The following is a 16,333-nucleotide window of genomic DNA, read 5'->3' as shown; positions in this document are numbered from 1 at the left end:
AGACAACAAAAATACAATACTGGTTTTGAAAATCATTCAGCAGAATGATTGGATCAATTTTATTTTTCATACACCAGAAAAATTTCAGAAAACCACCAGAAAAATCCTAAAAACTTGGAGGAGTATATATGAGGTATAAACTTAAATCGCAGCGTTTGACTTTGGTTGTGGATTTGGATGGAACTTTTCTGGCTTCGCATCCATCACCGAAAGATCCACTTTATCAGATGATTCAAGAAAATCGCGAAAGAATCCATCTTGTATTTTGTTCTGGTCGCGGGCTAGAGAGTATTATCCCCTTACTTTATCAAAGCGATATCCCACGTCCTGACGATATTATTGGTGATGTGGGGGCCAGTGCCACTGAAGTGCAAGATCTAAAACCGATAAGCGATATTCAAAATTGGATTGATAAAAACTGGGCCGGTGAAGATTTAGCAAAGATGATATTGGCCGACTATCCACAGTTGATTCGCCAGAATGTCCCACAAGATCGGCGTTGTTCCTATTTTATTCGCGATCCCAGCATGAACTTATCATCGTTACGTCAAGCTCTAGAACAAAAGGGATATGATCTGCTTCTTTCGGACAATAAATATTTAGATGTTTTGCCTAAAGGTGTAAATAAGGGCTCAACCATTCAGAAACTTTTAGAGTATCGTAAAATTGCTACAGATTCAGTTTTAGTCGCGGGTGATACACTGAATGACCTATCGATGCTAACCAGTGGCTTAAAAGCTGTGGCTGTTGGTGGATCCGAGCCTGCGCTACTTCAACAGACGCAAAAGATGACATCTGTATTTCAAGCTAAGAAAAAAGGGACTTTGGGGATACTCGAAGCACTCGCACACTATGGATTCGTCGAACATGAAGAAGATAGTTCACAATCCCATCAGATCACTTATGGAAAGTCTAAGTTGGTGATGGTTTATCATCGCCAGCCTTTTGATGAAATCAGAAAAGGTAAAGAGGTGATTCGTCGGACACCTCAAAGTCCGAATGGAATCATTCCTACATTGATGGGCTTTTTTGATAAAGAAACACCAGCGTCTTGGATCGCATGGTCATTGCATCATGACTCAAAGGAAAAATTTGACACTCATGTTCCGGTTAATGAGGAACTGTATCCACAGCTTACGGTTGCACGGATACCATTGACCAGTGAAGATGTGGACCTGTTCTATAAGAAATTTTCAAAAGAGGCATTCTGGCCAGTTATTTTTTCATTTCCTGGAAAAGTACAGATTAATCACGCGCATTGGCAGCACTTCAAGACAATCAATCAGCGATTTGCACAGATGACGGCTCAAGAGGCGGCAAAAGGGGCATTGGTGTGGATTCATGATTATAATTTATGGTTAGTCCCTGGCTTTTTACGCCAGATGAGGCCCGACTTAAAAATTGCTTTTTTTCATCACACATCATTTCCATCACCTGATATTTTTAATATCCTTCCTTGGAAAAAAGAGATCGTTGGCAGTTTGATTCAATGCGATCATGTTGGTTTTCATATCCCTAGCTATGCTGAAAACTTCTCTCAGGTTGTGCGGTCTAACTTTCGAGCGAAAGTTTTAGAAAGCACATCGGCGGCTCCGCGCTTTATGACTTATGGTGGAGCTCTTGGGGTTGAAAGCTATGGCAGCCGTTTATATGTGGAAGGACGAGAACTCACTTTAAGTGCTCATCCCGTCGGGACAGACGTGCAACGAATACGTCAAACTTGTAAGCAAGAGCCTATTCAAAATCAGTGGCAGCAACTCAAAGAAGAGTTTGCTGGACGTCAGGTTATTTTGTCTGTTGAGCGTTTAGACTATGTCAAAGGACCGATTCAAAAAGTCGAAGCCTTTGAAAAGCTATTGGAAACACATCCCGAGTTACACGAAAAAATTGTATTTATTAATATCGTAACTCCACCAGCACCGGGTATGGAAGTCTATAAACAGACGCGTGATAAACTGGATCAAGTCATTGGACGCGTGAATGGTCGCTTTACAAAAGTGAGCTGGACACCGATTCGCTATTTTTACAAAGCATTTCCATTTGAAGAGCTACTTGCTTTTTATGCTCTAGCTGATATTGCGTGGATTACACCTTTACGTGATGGTTTGAATTTAGTTTGCAAAGAGTACATCGCAGTTAAAGATGCAGTTCAACAATCAGGAACGTTAGTTTTGTCAGAGTTTGCAGGGGCTTCGGTTGAGCTGCATGGCTCAATTCTAACGAATCCATTTGATAAAAACGAAATGGTCGAGTCCTTATTAAGGGCGATTCAACTAGACCCTCAAGAAAAAAAGCTCAGACAAAGGCAGTTGGCTTCTATTGTAAATCAGTATGATGTTGTGAAGTGGGGGGAGTCTTTTTTAGAAAGTGTTCGTCAGTTGACATCGACCAAATAATGCTTAATTTAGAGATATGATTACAGTATTAAATCCTAGCTACAGCTCGTCTTCAGATTCCACCCTAACGACAAAGTCGGAAGCTTTAGCTAGGGAAGCCACACAAAAAGTTTTGCAGCAAAAGCCCGGTGGACTTAAGGGGATCGAAGCATCCTTAGAAGCTCTATCGGTTATGCCTGAAGAGTTGAATCTTTTCAAAAACCGACATTCGCGCTTTGTTGTCGTGGGAATCGGTGGAAGTAGTTTAGGTATTCAAGTTTTAGCAGAAATGAAGCAAGCTTCTAACTTTCAGTTTATTGATAATGTGGATGCATATCATTTCGAGCAACTTTTTGAAACTATGCCCGAACCTGAAAAAACAGGTTGGCTTTTTATTTCTAAAAGCGGCGGTACCATTGAAACCTTAACGGCACTTGAGTTTATCGAGCAAGAGCTGAGCACAAAAAATATCTCGTTATCCGAACACAGTTTAGTTATTACAGAAAAAAAAGACAGTGACCTTTATCGCTGGTCTCAGCAGAAACAGGTGTTGTTTTTTGAAATGCCCGTCAGTGTTGGGGGGCGATTTTCTGTTCTAACGGAAGTGGGATTAATTCCTGCATGGCTGATGGGTTTTGATATGAAAGCCCTGCGCACCGGAGCTATGGAAGCGTATAATGCATCCGATGTTTTAGCCAAAGTGACATCCGAGACTTTAAAAAGCTGGCAGCGTGAAGAATGGATCACGGTCTTGTGGAGCTACAGCTCACGTTTAAAATCGTTTGGTCTTTGGTGGCAGCAGCTTTGGGCCGAGTCTTTAGCGAAGAAAGTCGATATTCAAGGCCAACCGGCGGCACGAGTCAGTACGCCGTTGCCATTAATTGGGGCTACGGATCAGCACAGCGTTCTACAGCAAGTGATGGAGGGAGCCCGTGACAAGTTAGTTGTTTTCTTGCGTGTGCAAGAGGCGGAAGCTGGAAAGTCGCTGCTACAGAAATCCCAAATGCGCGAAACAGCTTTACTGCAAGGGCGTAATATGGGGACGCTGCTACGTGCAGAAGCCGAAGCCATTCAGCAAGCTCTTAGCGAAGTACAGGTTTCAAATATCTCGTTACAAATTTCAGATGTTCGCGATCAAAGTGTTGGCTATCTGTTTATGTTCTTTCAGCTTTGGGTGATGTGCTTGGGTGAAGCAATTCAGATCAACACATTTGATCAGCCGGGAGTTGAATTAGGAAAAGTAAAAACAAAAAAAATCCTTTCAGGGCAACTATGAGTTCGGTAAAGCGTATTGTCTTAACGGGAGCACCTTCTTCGGGAAAAAGCTCGGTGATGGCTGAAATACAAAAACGTCAGTGGCCCCATGTGGCACTGGTTCCCGAAAGTGCAGTCGTCTTGTTGTCAGGCGGATTTCCAGCTCCACAACATCATGACATTGAACAAATACGCAGCTTTCAAAATGTAATTCTGACTTTACAAAGTCATCTTGAGCAGGTGATTGCTAGACAAAACCCTGCAGCAAAGTATTTAGTCTTAGACCGCGCCCGTTTGGACGGGGCGGGATTTTGGTCATTAGGTGTTCAAGATTATTTGCAGCAGTTTCAAGTTTCTAAATCGGATGAGTACTCACGATATGATCAAATTATTTTCCTAGGACTGCCAACTGATGAATTCTTTGAAGGAGTGAACGAACGTCGTTTTCACAACTTTGAACAGAGTCAGCAGAGTGAAAAGCAATTACTAGAAGTTTGGTCTGGACACCCGAACTTTCACTTTGTGCCTGCCGAGCGGGATTTTAATGTGAAAGTAGAGAACGTCTTATCGTTGATTCAGCAGTCGATGTTATCATCCTAGTCTCAATATCAGGTCGCTCTTGACGCGATCATGTGCATATAAGTGAACTCGGAGAGATTTCCGCTTCATGCTTAAGAGGCGTTTTGAAGTGCAGAGTTAGTGCGTAAATCGCAATGCTCAAATAAATAATAAAAAACAGTTTGCGATTAAAAACCAATGACCTCAAACGAGGGAAGTATTTACTTGTCAGGTGATGAGTCAGGTTGATAACCGAAAAAACAGGAATAGTTCCCACCCAAAAGATCACAATAAAAATATAGAATAAGAAAAGGCTTTGAATTTTAGAAAGCGTAATCAAAATTAAGAACAACCACGCACAGGGCAGTAAGCCATTTAAAAAACCAAAAAGAGCTAAAGAGGACACCCGCTTTTGTGGCACTGTTTTTTTAATACAGCAGTGGTGGGAGAGGAATTCATCTTTCGAGACTTTAATAAAATAGCCAAGGAATAGTAACCCCCACGCCAGCCAGAGCCATTGATTGCGTAGTGCGATCTCTCCGATGAAGTAAATGGCGGTGCCCACAGTTAGATAAGCGGTTAGGCGTCCAAGGTGGTATGGGGTTAGGTTTTTCGTTTTGTAAGTGGCGACGAGGGGTACACACATAATCGCACAGTGATTGCTGCCAATAAGACTGACAAGCAGTAAGATCAGAGGAAGTAAACTAGATTGTAGGTCTAAATTTAAAAAGTCCAACGAGGTAGACTCCTGTTACCAGTAATCTACCACGAAATTGAAAAGGGCGGAATATCTAATTCAAATAGTAGCCGACTTGAGTAACCACACGAACTTTTTTCGTGATGGACTGGCGCGATTCATAATCAGAGTTCATATCAGTAATACTGAAAAGCCCTTGGGACGCCGATTTGATTTTTCCTAAACTAGAGTTAGTGTCGTCAGCAAATTGTTGCGCTGATTGGCGGGCATTCGCTGTAGCTTCTTTAATCATTTCAGGTTTGATGCTATTTAAGTCAGTGAACATGTAATTAGTCGTCGAGCTTTCAAAAGTCACACCTAACTGAATCAGCTCATCTGTTTTATCCAAAGCTTTCGCCACTTCAGAGACTTTTTTTGTGCTGACACTGACGGTGCCGCGAATGGTGATGCGATCTGGTGGACGAGAGTTTCCATAGTAGTTTGCCCAATTGTCGACGATATTCGCCGGTGATTTTTGAATCTCGTCTTCACTAAATCCTAATTTTTTGAAGAACTCTAACAGAATTTTTTGATTTTTTTGATATTGAGCATTGGTGGCATTCAGATCGTTACCCTGAGCTGCATAAGTGATCGCCCAGTAGGCCTCATTAGAGGTCACCATTCGTTCTGAGAGACCACGAACCTCGACAACGCGTTCAGAGCTACGAAATTGCTCTAACCCAGATTTGACTAGAAATGCACAGATAATAGCTGTTGCTGTGTAAGTTAATGTACGAAACATAAGGACCTCATTTGTTGTTGCTTTCTATGTTTTCACTGATTGTGAAAGGGGTCAATTCACGATGTGTTCAGTCGTTAGTCTAGACATTTACTTAACATCAAGAAGCTTTTGTAGATACTATGGGGCAAGAAAAAGTTTATATAAGTGGCTTCCATTACAGAGTGGCTTATAGAGGTGGTAAAAATAATCAGCTAACGAAGGAGAGAGTACAGTGAAAAATATAATGGGAAAGAGCTTGAGGAATAAAGCTGGAAATAAAATAGCACTGCTGGTTTTATTGGCTTCAGGTCTAATCGTGAGTGGATGTACTCATTCTATCGAAATGAACTCGGCACATTTTATAACGCCGATGACCAATGACAATCAATGGGGCGGAATGGTGGCTCTATCAGGAGCTAAGCCTACGACAGTGATGTTAGTTGAGGGTATTGGGTCCAATCCGCCAGTGCGTAATGGTGTCAAAATCAATGACGATATTAATTCTACAGAGTTAATTTTATTAGAATACTTGGATGTGGATTTAAAACTTTCAGTTTACCCCAGCGTCGAAGTTACAGTGGACAGCGAAGTGGTAGGGGTTAAATGGCAGTTCTTAAATCATCGTCAGTCAGATACTGTGTTAGCTTCACTTTTAGTGGGCTATGGAAGCCGTAGTAAAGAAAGCTCTACGGGAACAGCAAAAGCAAAAACAGAATTACAAACAACACGCACGGGAGTGAGTGTGGGCTATGGTTTTGCCGAGTGGGCTCCGTACGCCTCATTTGTGTATGATCAACATAAAACGAAAACAGAAGTGAACAACAACTCTGGTAAGTTCAACTATGATGATAAAGGGACACATCAAAATATCTCGATTGGTGTCAGCACTCGCGGACAAGCTCTAGCGGCAGCTTTAGAGTTCAATCACGTGATGCTCGATTGGGATGGCGCTAAAAAAACATCGCAAGATGGCATTGGTATCCAGTTAGGTTATCAGTGGTAGTTGGCGAATTTGGTCGAAGTCGTCTTTGTCAATTTAACAGAATCTTGACATAAAGACTGTCGACCAAATATACGCTTGATTCTTTTTTTCAAATTTTTGAGAGTTCATTGAAGTCCCACTTCAATGAACTAGTGTGCGCAGCAAGATAAATTAACAATTTTTTTGGAGTTTATAATGAAGCCAGCACTTGGACTACTTTTGGGGATCTCTATTTCAATTGCCGCTTTTGCCAATACAGAAAGTAAGACACCTTTTTATTACACTCAAGGATCACTCAAGAGTCAGACTGTCGAAGATACGACTTTTTTAGCCTACGAAGGTTACGGTGAAGCTTGCTATGTGGGGAACGCATGGAAGGCCCGAGCTGTTTTGAAAAACATGGCCAATGACGACATCGAAAAAACCAACGTGCAAGTTTGGTTAGATCAAAACACCGGAGCTCTGACATTTTCATACGTAGACACCAAGTGCACCGATGATTCAGGCTACGAATCCGAGGAAGCAGCAGTAGAAGCCTGCTCGGTTTCCGTGGTTATTCCGGCTTGTGGGAGTTGATATCTGAGAAATCCTGAGAATAAAAAAAGGCTCAGAGTTTAAAGTCTCTAAGAGTTCATCTCACACAAAGTTATAAGGGCAATGAGGGGTGATCGAAAAGCTTGAAAACAAACCAAAAAGACTATGCTTGTTTCGTCTTACAGCGAAATAAGCATAGCATAATTTAGTTAAAATAGCAACGCCTTAAATTTTATAGTTTTTGATCATTTGTCTAAATAAGCTCCTATTTTTATTTAAAAAAACAATAATTTCATATAATTAACAAAATATAAATTATATTAACATTTTTATGTTACTAACCGATATATAATGTTACTATGGTGTATATGGAACAAATAGACTTTAGAAATTATTTAAACGATTTGACGGGGATTCCTAACCTTACGGGCAGTCTTAAAGGTATTCAGGCTGAGCGAGTAAATCTGCCTAAATTGATTCTCAATCGCTATGATTTGAAACAGATTGAGATCATGAATAAAGAGTTTATATTAGCTCAAACTAAAAATGCCGATATCGAAGTTAAAAAGCTAACAACACATGAAAAGCTGATTCGCAAAGCCTTTAAAAAACCCGTAATTTTCTTTTTTAATGAATTAGGCCATTATCAAGCTAAACATTTAACGAGCCATAGAATCAATTTCGTAGTCAATCAGGGGGATGTATTTCTACCTGAAGTTCTGTTGATACTTAACGGGTACAAAAAAGAAGAAATGAATAGAGAAGTTGTTAAGTTAACTAATTGGGCTATGATGGTTTTAATTTACCAGCTCAATTACAAAACACTTCAAAACAAAAAAATTACTGATCTAGCTTTGATTTTTAAATGCACAAAAATGCAAGCCAGCCGTATTGTTGATGAACTTAAGGCTGCAAAACTTGTCGAGTTAAATCAAAAAGGTACTTATAAATATATCCAGTTTCCAAAAACACAGGATCTTTGGAATAGCCTAAAGCCGTTTTTTCAAAATCCCATTATAAAAAGAATATATACAGACGAAAACTTAGCCACGGGCAAACTTGCGGGTTATACCGCTTTAGATAGATATTCAATGTTACACGATGGTGGTATAAAAACTAAAGCTGTCTATAAAAAGAAATTTGCGGAAATGACTAAGGGCAAGGAAGTTAAAGCGACTCCTAAAGAGTTTGCTAAATACTGTTTTGAAATATGGAATTGGGACCCACAAGTATTAGCAAAAAAAGATGTGGTCGATCCAGTATCTTTGTATTTAAGTATGCGAGATTATACTGACGATAGAACGCAAATAGCTTTGGATGATTTATTAAAAGAAATTGGGGTTAAATAATGGTTCACGGATTAAAACACTTTGCAGATCGACTGGCCGAATTTAAAGACCATTATGTCTTGGTCGGTGGAGTGGCTGGTGACATGCTGATGGACGCAATAGGGGGCGAGTTTCGTGCCACTAAAGATTTAGACATCGTCGTATTTATGAAGCCAGATCAGAATTTTTTATCAGCATTAGCTGTTTACATCAAAGAGGGTGAATACGAAAACAAAGAAAAAAGTGATGGAAGCCCTCAATTCTTTAGATTCAACAAACCTCGTAAGTTAGAGTTTCCAAAACAGATAGAGCTTTTTTCTAAAAAACCCGAAGACCTAAAACTCTTAGAAGACCAACACATTATTCCTATTCAAAATATAGAGGCTGGAACTCAATTTTCGGGGATCTTGCTCGAAGATGAATATTACGACCTCATTAAAAGTAACGCACAAGATGGCGAAAACTGTAAATACATAACAGCGGTCGCTCAGATTCCATTAAAAGCACGAGCATTTAACGAGCTTAGAGATAGATCTGCTCGGGGTATTTCAGTTGATGAGCGTGATATCAGAAAACACCGCAATGATATTTTATTGTTTTCAGCTGCATTGCCAAATGGTGGAGCTTTCAAACTTACTGGGCTTCCGCAGGCACATCTAGCTGAGTACATCAGAGTTGTTTCTGAAATGGAGACTGATATTGGAATTAAAGATTTCTGTAAGCAAAACAATCTTGGAACTCTTGCGGATGTGATCGCATCTGTGAAAACATTTTATTTATAATATGAAAATGAAGTTATGAAAATGTATTTCAAAGACGTTGAAAGCGGTCGTGCAATCAGTATTCAGCAGCCGTTTATAGAGCAAATTTTAACTGGAAAAAAGAAATACGAATACCGAAGTCGTCCAACTCAAATTCGTGGACGTGTATTCTTATACGCCTCGCTAAGACCAGGCGCTGAAGAACGTTGGAAGCGTACAGGTTATAAACCAGGTGACTTGCCGACAGGTTTGATTGTTGGCTCAGTTGAAGTTGTAGATTGTGTATATCTTAAGGAAGATAAAATATACGGCTATAAGCTACGAAAGCCTCGTCGTTATAGAAAGCCGATCAAACCGAAGCAGCAAGCCCAACCTTGTTGGTTTTTTCCGTTTGGGAAAAGGCAATTGGCTTAAAATATAAGCACAAAATAAGACATTATTTAGTTTTATCTTGCTGATATATTACCACTCAAGTTAAACGATTTAGGTGAAAATTCGCCATGAAATTACATTCGAGCAATTACATCATCTACGCAAGTTTAGTGCAGCTTGGGGATTGCTATCTTCAACTATGGCTCCTTTCGTTGCGAGCTTTCTATATAGAGTATTTATACAAACTAATCGACGATCTATTACTGTTTCTGAAATAATAGAAGCTCTAGATAATTATTTGTACGTCATTCGTCAAAAGTATCCAGATGATGCTCCACCAAAGTCTGCTAAAGAATATATTGAAGATTGGAGTTCGCCTGATAAAGCCTGGTTAAGTCAAAGATACACAGGCCGTGGAGACATGCCTGAAGTTGACCTTACGCCAGATGCTGAGCGAGCAATTCGATGGCTGGAAACTCTTAACCCAAGAAATTTTGTAGGGACGGAGTCGAGATTACTTACCATATTTCAATTATTAAACGAACTTAATCAAAAAATTGAAACAGATCCTAATAAAATTTTAGACGATCTTTATAAAAAGAAAAAAGAAATCGAAGACCAAATTGATAAATTTAAATCAACAGGTAAAACGGAAAGACCTGATGCTACTCAAATTAAGGAGCGTTACTACCAGTTAGATGATACAGCAAATACATTGCTATCTGATTTTCGTCAGGTTGAAGAAAATTTTAGAAAGCTAGATCGGGAAGTCAGAGAAAAGATGACATTATCGGTAAAAACCAAAGGTGATTTTCTAGATGACGTATTTGGTGGAGAAGATGAAATTTCAGAGAGCGATCAAGGAAAAAGCTTCCGAGCTTTTTGGGAATTTTTAATTCACAGTGAAAAGCAAAATGAATTTGAGGAACTATTAGAAAACGTATTAAAACAGCCTGAAATCGCCACACTTGAAGATAAAGGGGTTCTGCCTTTGTTTAGAGACTTCCTCCTCGATGCTGGAAATAAGGTCTATATAGTTAATAATCAACTGACTAGCCAGTTAACTAAATACTTGTCTGAAAAATCCATTGCCGAAAACAAACGTATTGTTGAAATGATTTCTGAAATGGAAAAAACTATTATTGAATTGCGGGGTGCGGACTTTGATAAGTATTTCTTTTCTGTACCTTTTTTGAAGCCGACTTTAAATCTAAGCGCAAGTCGTCCCTTGTTTGAAATACCAGATATGATTCCACTGAATGAGCCGGTAGACAGCACAGATGAGACCATTCTGTCTGAAAATGACATGAGCAAGCTCTTCTCACTTAATATAGTTGATGAACAACTGTTAGAAAGAATTATTGAAAGTTCACTGGTTCAAAATGAGCAAACCTCCCTAGAAGATATCTTAAAAGAAAATCCACCAAGCAAGGGGTTATCTGAAGTTATCAGTTACTTAAAAATTGCTGAGCGTCGCAAACATACTCATGTCTATGAAGACAAGTTCTTCATAGCTGAAATGTTGAATGAAAAAGGAAATAAAAAAAGAGTTAAATGTCCACAGGTGATTTTTCAAAGGATGCTATTATGAGCTTTGACATTAAAAAAACAAAAGTACTTGTCCAGCTATTAAAGGGACCAATTTATCGTGATTCAATGCCAGTCCTGTGGCAAGACTTTTTGATTTATAAAGAGCAAGTTCACGACTATTTTCAACATATAGGTCTTAATGTTTTTGTTCACGATGACTTTGGTTTTGCATTTTTGAGGCAGCCTCTAGCTAGTGAATCTGTTGATGACGACAAAGTAGTGCCACGACTTATCCAGCAAAGGGAGCTTTCGTTTGAGTTAAGTGTTTTGCTCATATTACTTAGAAAACGTTTGGCAGAGCATGATAATTCATCAAGCGAAGCTCGTGTCGTATTGGATGAGCGTGATATAATTCAAATGATGAAAGTATTTTTACCAGAAACTAATAATGAAACTAAACAAAAGAAAGATGTCGACAGCCTTATTGAAAAGGCAGTGGATATGGGTGTTTTACGAAGAATGACTCACGATCAAAGAAAATTAGAAGTGTTAAGAATTTTAGCGGCCCTATTTGATGCTTCTAGGTTGGCTGAGCTGCAAAATCGAATAGAGGAATATAAAGAGTATGCACAAAGATCAACTTGATTTATTCGTTAAAGGTCAGCGACCTGGATTTCGGTTAAAGCATCTCGAAGTATATAATTGGGGTACTTTTCACAATAAAGTATGGACACTATTCACAAACGGAGGCCAAAATCTTTTAACGGGTGATGTTGGGTCTGGTAAGTCATCATTAGTGGATGCATTAACAACTTTGCTAGTTCCGCATAATAAAATTACATATAACAAGGCCGCTGGTGCTGATAAGCAGGAACGCAGTCTTTATACTTACATTAAAGGTGCATATGGAAATGAACAGGACGAAGAAAGTCAAACGAGTAAGCTTTTAACTCTTAGAGATGAAACTTCTTACTCAGTTATTTTGGGTGTATTTCATAATGAGGCCATGCAAAGGTCAATAACGTTAGCGCAGGTCTTTCGTTTGCGAAAAAACGATAAAAATCCAGATAGATTTTACGTTCTTGCCGAAAATGAACTTTCAATTAAAAACGACTTTTTTGCTGTCAAAAAAGATATTTCAGATATCAAATCGAATTTGAAGAAAAAAGATGGGTGTGAAGTTTTTGACAGCTTTAAAGAATATAGCATTCGCTTTAGACAAGAATTTGGAATTAAAAGCGATCAAGCGCTAGATCTGTTTTATCAAGCCGTGTCTATGAAATCAGTTGGCAACCTGACTGAGTTTGTAAGAACGCATATGCTTGAAAAAACTGAAGTTGAAAACCACATTGAAGAGCTGTGTAGTTCTTTTGAAGACTTGCGTAATGCACACGAGGCAGTTATTAAAGCTCGTAAACAAATTGAACATCTAGAGCCAATAGTTGAATTGGGTAAAAAATATAATGAAGATCAAAAAATAAAATCTGAAAACATACTATATCGTAGTCACACAGAATCCTATTTAGCAAAAATTAAATTTCAATTATTAGAAGAGTCGCTTCTAAATCTAAATGAAAAAAAAGAAAGAACCGAATCTAATTTAACCAATGTGCAAAATCTAAGACAAGCGGAGTCTAAAAATCTTATTGATTTACAGGTTTCTTTGCAGTCGGCAGGTGGCGGACGTATCCAGTCTTTGAAGAGCACAATAGAAGAAAAATCTAAAGAAAAAGATCGCAGACTAAGTCAGCATAATAGATACGATGAACCTTGTTCGTTTTTAGGATTGCCAACGCCTAAGAGCGTAGATGAGTTTATAACCAATAAAAATCAAGCTCAAGTAATACAAGATGAAACAAAGTTGGCCAAAGACAAAATTGAAACAGAAATCCTGAATCTAAATATAGATGTTTCAAAGCTTAAAACGCAAGAAAGTTCAATAATTGAAGAGATTGAGTCTCTAAAAAGTCGTCAGAGTAATATTCCAAAACATAGTTTGGATTTACGAGCTAACATGGCGAGAGAATTAAATCTCAATGAGCAAGATTTGCCATTTGTAGGAGAGCTTTTGCAGGTCAAATCGAGCGAAAAAAAGTGGCAAGGTTCAATTGAGCGGGTCTTAAGAAGTTTCGGTTTAAGTATACTGGTTTCGGAAAAAGATTATCTGGATGTATCTGCTTATGTAAATAGGACACACCTGAAGGATAAACTTGTATATTTTAGAGTAAATGAAGCTAGAAGAACAATTAACTCAAAACCAGCGCAAGATACCTTATTAGGAAAGCTTGATATCAAAAAAGACTCTCAGTTTACTGCATGGCTCAGGCAGGAACTAGAAGGGCACTTCAATTTCATATGCTGTGAGTCTGTAGAGGATTTCCAAAAACAAGTACGGGCGATTTCGATTAGTGGTCAAATAAAATCCTTTAATAAACGCCATGAAAAAGATGATAGATTTAGAATAGATGATAAAAGTAGATACATTCTAGGCTGGTCAAATAAAGAAAAAATTGAATCTTTAAAGAATGATCTTAAATTGCTTCAGCATGAAGGGCAGAAGTTAATCGATAAAGTTTTACAAAATAATAAAACTAAATCTGAATTAGATTCACGAATGTCGAACTGCCAAAGAATTTTACACTTTTTGTCTTTCGAGGACATCAACTGGTATGACATATCGCAGTTAATTTTAAGCATTGAAAAAGAAATCAAAAAACTAACGGCTGAGTCAAGCAATCTTAAAGCAATTGAGGACTTAATTAAAGTTTCTAATGATAAAATACAAGAATTCGACAATAAACTGAACGAAATGCAGAAAAGTTGGGGTGCTCTTGACAGCACTATTAAACAGCAAGAAGAATCCAAAGTTAACTGCTTAGAGCAATTAAGTACTTTAGATTCAGAAGTGACTGAAAAAGTATTTCCTCATTTAGATGAAATTTGTCAGACGTTAAAATTATTTTCAGATGTTAATTTGGCAAATTTAGGTAAAAAACAAAATCAACTGCGTGACAGTATTCAAAGTAAAATAGATGCACTTTCAAAAATAACTGAAAAAGATCAAGAACGAATTGTCAGGTTGATAGGTGGATTTTTAAGTCAGTTTCCAGAATTTACAACCAATATAGATGCTTCACCAAAAAGCTTATTTGAAATTTCAAATATTCTTAAAAAGTTGAAAGACGAAGATTTGCCACGTCATGAGCAACGGTTTTATAAAAAATTGAAAGAAGATACAATTAAAGGCATGGCGATGTTTCAAGAGTTACTTGAAAAAGAGAAAAGAAATATCGAGGGTAAGATTAAGACAATCAATGTTTGTTTAAGAGATATTGATTACAATGAAGGTACTTACATAAGTATTCTTTTAAACAAAAGTGCAGATCAAGAAATTGTAACTTTTAGAAACGACTTAAGACAAATTTTATCTAATACCGCAGGGGTAGAAAATGTCTATAATGAACAAAAGTTTACTCAAGTTAAAACTTTGATTGATAGGTTCAGAGGAAGACAACAATTTAGTGATATAGATAAAAGGTGGACAGCTAAAGTAACAGACGTAAGAAATTGGTTTACATTTGCGGCGTCAGAAAAATTTCACGCTGATAACACTGAAAAAGAGTTCTATCCAGACTCAGGTGGTAAATCAGGAGGCCAAAAGGAAAAATTAGCCTATACTGTGCTTGCGTCTGCTTTGGCATACCAGTATGGAATAGATTCGATGCAGGAATCACCTAAATCATTTAGGTTCGTAATGATTGATGAGGCATTTGGGCGAGGCTCTGACGAGAGTGCTAGGTATGGTCTTACTTTATTTGAAAAACTAAACTTGCAGTTATTAGTGGTGACACCACTTCAAAAAATTCATGTAATTGAAGACTACGTCAGTCATGTGCATTTTGTTCATAATGAAGCGTCTAAAGAATCTCGATTGCACACGCTAACTATAGAGCAATTTCGAGAAAGTAAAAATTCTCATCGCAACAAGCAAGCTAATGTTGGAGATGTGGTTGATGCTTGAAGATTTAAAAAAGAAAGCACAAAGGCTCTATGAGTCAAAAGAAATATTCAGATCCTACTTGTTAGGTGAAAATAAGTTTCCATTGGAAATTTCTTTACGTAATGTTTCCAGTGCTCAATTAAGAGATCAGTTTGTAACGGTCGGGCAGCAAATAGATGAACTGGCTAAAGAATGTAAAAAGTTTTCTTTAGAAGTTGTTTCTACTGAGGTTAACAATAGGCAGCGGGGAACTCAAAGCATTCCTGATAAAGTAGTTTTTCCAAATCTTGAATCTTATTTGAAGTTTATTTCTAAAGTTAAAGATTATCAGTTGTTTAAAAACACAATAGATGAGCTATTACTAATTGATAACTCAAAGCTTAGAGAGTTTTTTGTGAAATCACCTCAGTTGGCAATAGAATACAATTCTGTTTGGTCGAAGATTTTGGCAGTAACTAGATTTTTAATAAATAATCCCAAAACAAATTTATATATACGTCAGTTAGAAATTCCTGATGTAGACACTAAATTTATTCAAAACCATAAAAAGATAATTTTACAGGTTGTAAGTGCTCTTACCGGTGACGATGAAGCCATTCTTGAAAATTTAGAATTTGAAGAAAGGTTGGGTCTAAGAAAAGAATCGGGAAGAGTCAGGTTTAGAATTTTAGATCCAAATATTCAAAAACTTTTTTATGGATTAGAGGATATCGAAACTTCGATTGAAAAATTAGCTGAAACAGAAATACCATGTGAAAATATAATTATAGTAGAAAATAAGATTACGGGGTTATGTCTTCCTCATTACGATAAGACAATTGTATTTTTTGAACTCGGTTACAAAGCTGCTTTACTTAAACAAATCCCATGGATCTCGAATAAGCGAATTGTTTATTGGGGTGATATTGATACTTATGGTTTTTCGATTCTTTCTAATATTCGTGAGGCCTTTCCAAAGGCTGAGTCAAGACTGATGGATCTTGATACATTATTTTCATATCAGAATTTGTGGGTTGAAGAGAAAGTTCAGTATCAGGGGGCTTGTGGTGGTTTGTCACAAGCCGAGTTAGAATTATTTAACGATTTAAGAAGCAATAGATACGGTCAAGGGGTTCGCTTGGAGCAAGAACGTATTAAAATTTCTGATTTTAAATTGTAGATTTCGGCTGCTATTTTCAACTA

At 37.8% G+C, this 16,333-nt stretch carries 14 protein-coding genes; 12 read left to right on the top strand and 2 right to left on the bottom strand.

Going from position 1 to position 16,333, the window contains the following annotated elements:
- Positions 1 to 128 precede the first annotated feature (128 nt).
- Genes ggpS through A11Q_RS08910 form a run of 3 tightly spaced genes read left to right on the top strand, consistent with a single transcriptional unit; the run spans position 129 to position 4,229 of the window.
- A complete protein-coding gene (ggpS, locus tag A11Q_RS08920; RefSeq protein ID WP_015470480.1) occupies positions 129 to 2,396 on the top strand; it encodes a glucosylglycerol-phosphate synthase in 2,268 nt (755 codons plus the stop codon).
- A gap of 16 nt (positions 2,397 to 2,412) precedes the next feature.
- The gene (locus A11Q_RS08915) at positions 2,413 to 3,651 is read left to right on the top strand and encodes a hypothetical protein (RefSeq protein ID WP_015470479.1); all 1,239 of its coding nucleotides are present in this window, start codon (positions 2,413 to 2,415) and stop codon (positions 3,649 to 3,651) included.
- Positions 3,648 to 4,229, top strand: coding sequence for an ATP/GTP-binding protein (locus tag A11Q_RS08910; protein ID WP_015470478.1), 582 nt, complete (start codon positions 3,648 to 3,650; stop codon positions 4,227 to 4,229). The genes A11Q_RS08915 and A11Q_RS08910 overlap by 4 nt, the downstream gene beginning before the upstream one ends.
- A 28-nt stretch (positions 4,230 to 4,257) precedes the next feature.
- On the opposite strand, the gene A11Q_RS08905 is transcribed toward A11Q_RS08910, so the two are convergent.
- A complete protein-coding gene (locus A11Q_RS08905) occupies positions 4,258 to 4,923 on the bottom strand; it encodes a sulfite exporter TauE/SafE family protein (protein ID WP_015470477.1) in 666 nt (221 codons plus the stop codon).
- Positions 4,924 to 4,978: 55 nt separating this feature from the next.
- Positions 4,979 to 5,665, bottom strand: a complete 687-nt coding sequence (locus tag A11Q_RS08900) for an SIMPL domain-containing protein (RefSeq protein ID WP_015470476.1) — start codon at positions 5,663 to 5,665, stop codon at positions 4,979 to 4,981.
- Positions 5,666 to 5,876: 211 nt separating this feature from the next.
- On the opposite strand from A11Q_RS08900, the gene A11Q_RS08895 reads away from it, so the two are divergent.
- The 9 genes from A11Q_RS08895 to A11Q_RS13585 all read left to right on the top strand — a co-directional run bounded on the left by A11Q_RS08895 (position 5,877) and on the right by A11Q_RS13585 (position 16,310).
- Positions 5,877 to 6,647, top strand: a complete 771-nt coding sequence (locus A11Q_RS08895; protein ID WP_015470475.1) for a hypothetical protein — start codon at positions 5,877 to 5,879, stop codon at positions 6,645 to 6,647.
- A 174-nt stretch (positions 6,648 to 6,821) separates the two neighbouring features.
- The gene (locus tag A11Q_RS08890; protein ID WP_015470474.1) at positions 6,822 to 7,202 is read left to right on the top strand and encodes a hypothetical protein; all 381 of its coding nucleotides are present in this window, start codon (positions 6,822 to 6,824) and stop codon (positions 7,200 to 7,202) included.
- 326 nt (positions 7,203 to 7,528) lie between these two features.
- Positions 7,529 to 8,509: a hypothetical protein gene (locus A11Q_RS08885; protein ID WP_148284976.1), complete on the top strand. Its 981-nt coding sequence runs from the start codon at positions 7,529 to 7,531 to the stop codon at positions 8,507 to 8,509.
- Positions 8,509 to 9,270 carry a hypothetical protein gene (locus A11Q_RS08880; protein WP_015470472.1) on the top strand — a complete coding sequence of 254 codons (762 nt, stop codon included), beginning with the start codon at positions 8,509 to 8,511 and terminating at the stop codon, positions 9,268 to 9,270. Before A11Q_RS08885 ends, A11Q_RS08880 begins: the two co-directional genes overlap by 1 nt.
- Positions 9,271 to 9,285: 15 nt before the next feature.
- Positions 9,286 to 9,663: an ASCH domain-containing protein gene (locus tag A11Q_RS08875; RefSeq protein WP_015470471.1), complete on the top strand. Its 378-nt coding sequence runs from the start codon at positions 9,286 to 9,288 to the stop codon at positions 9,661 to 9,663.
- 73 nt (positions 9,664 to 9,736) lie between these two features.
- Positions 9,737 to 11,212 carry a DUF3375 domain-containing protein gene (locus tag A11Q_RS08870; protein ID WP_015470470.1) on the top strand — a complete coding sequence of 492 codons (1,476 nt, stop codon included), beginning with the start codon at positions 9,737 to 9,739 and terminating at the stop codon, positions 11,210 to 11,212.
- A complete protein-coding gene (locus A11Q_RS08865; RefSeq protein ID WP_015470469.1) occupies positions 11,209 to 11,796 on the top strand; it encodes a DUF4194 domain-containing protein in 588 nt (195 codons plus the stop codon). The genes A11Q_RS08870 and A11Q_RS08865 overlap by 4 nt, the downstream gene beginning before the upstream one ends.
- Positions 11,777 to 15,172 carry an ATP-binding protein gene (locus A11Q_RS08860; protein WP_015470468.1) on the top strand — a complete coding sequence of 1,132 codons (3,396 nt, stop codon included), beginning with the start codon at positions 11,777 to 11,779 and terminating at the stop codon, positions 15,170 to 15,172. The genes A11Q_RS08865 and A11Q_RS08860 overlap by 20 nt, the downstream gene beginning before the upstream one ends.
- A complete protein-coding gene (locus A11Q_RS13585) occupies positions 15,165 to 16,310 on the top strand; it encodes a Wadjet anti-phage system protein JetD domain-containing protein (protein WP_015470467.1) in 1,146 nt (381 codons plus the stop codon). Before A11Q_RS08860 ends, A11Q_RS13585 begins: the two co-directional genes overlap by 8 nt.
- Positions 16,311 to 16,333: the final 23 nt, after the last annotated feature.

It is taken from the genome of Pseudobdellovibrio exovorus JSS (assembly GCF_000348725.1).
GTDB classification, from domain to species: domain Bacteria; phylum Bdellovibrionota; class Bdellovibrionia; order Bdellovibrionales; family Bdellovibrionaceae; genus Pseudobdellovibrio; species Pseudobdellovibrio exovorus.
Note: the sequence above shows the minus strand (reverse complement) of the source record. Positions and strands in the feature narration are given on the sequence as shown.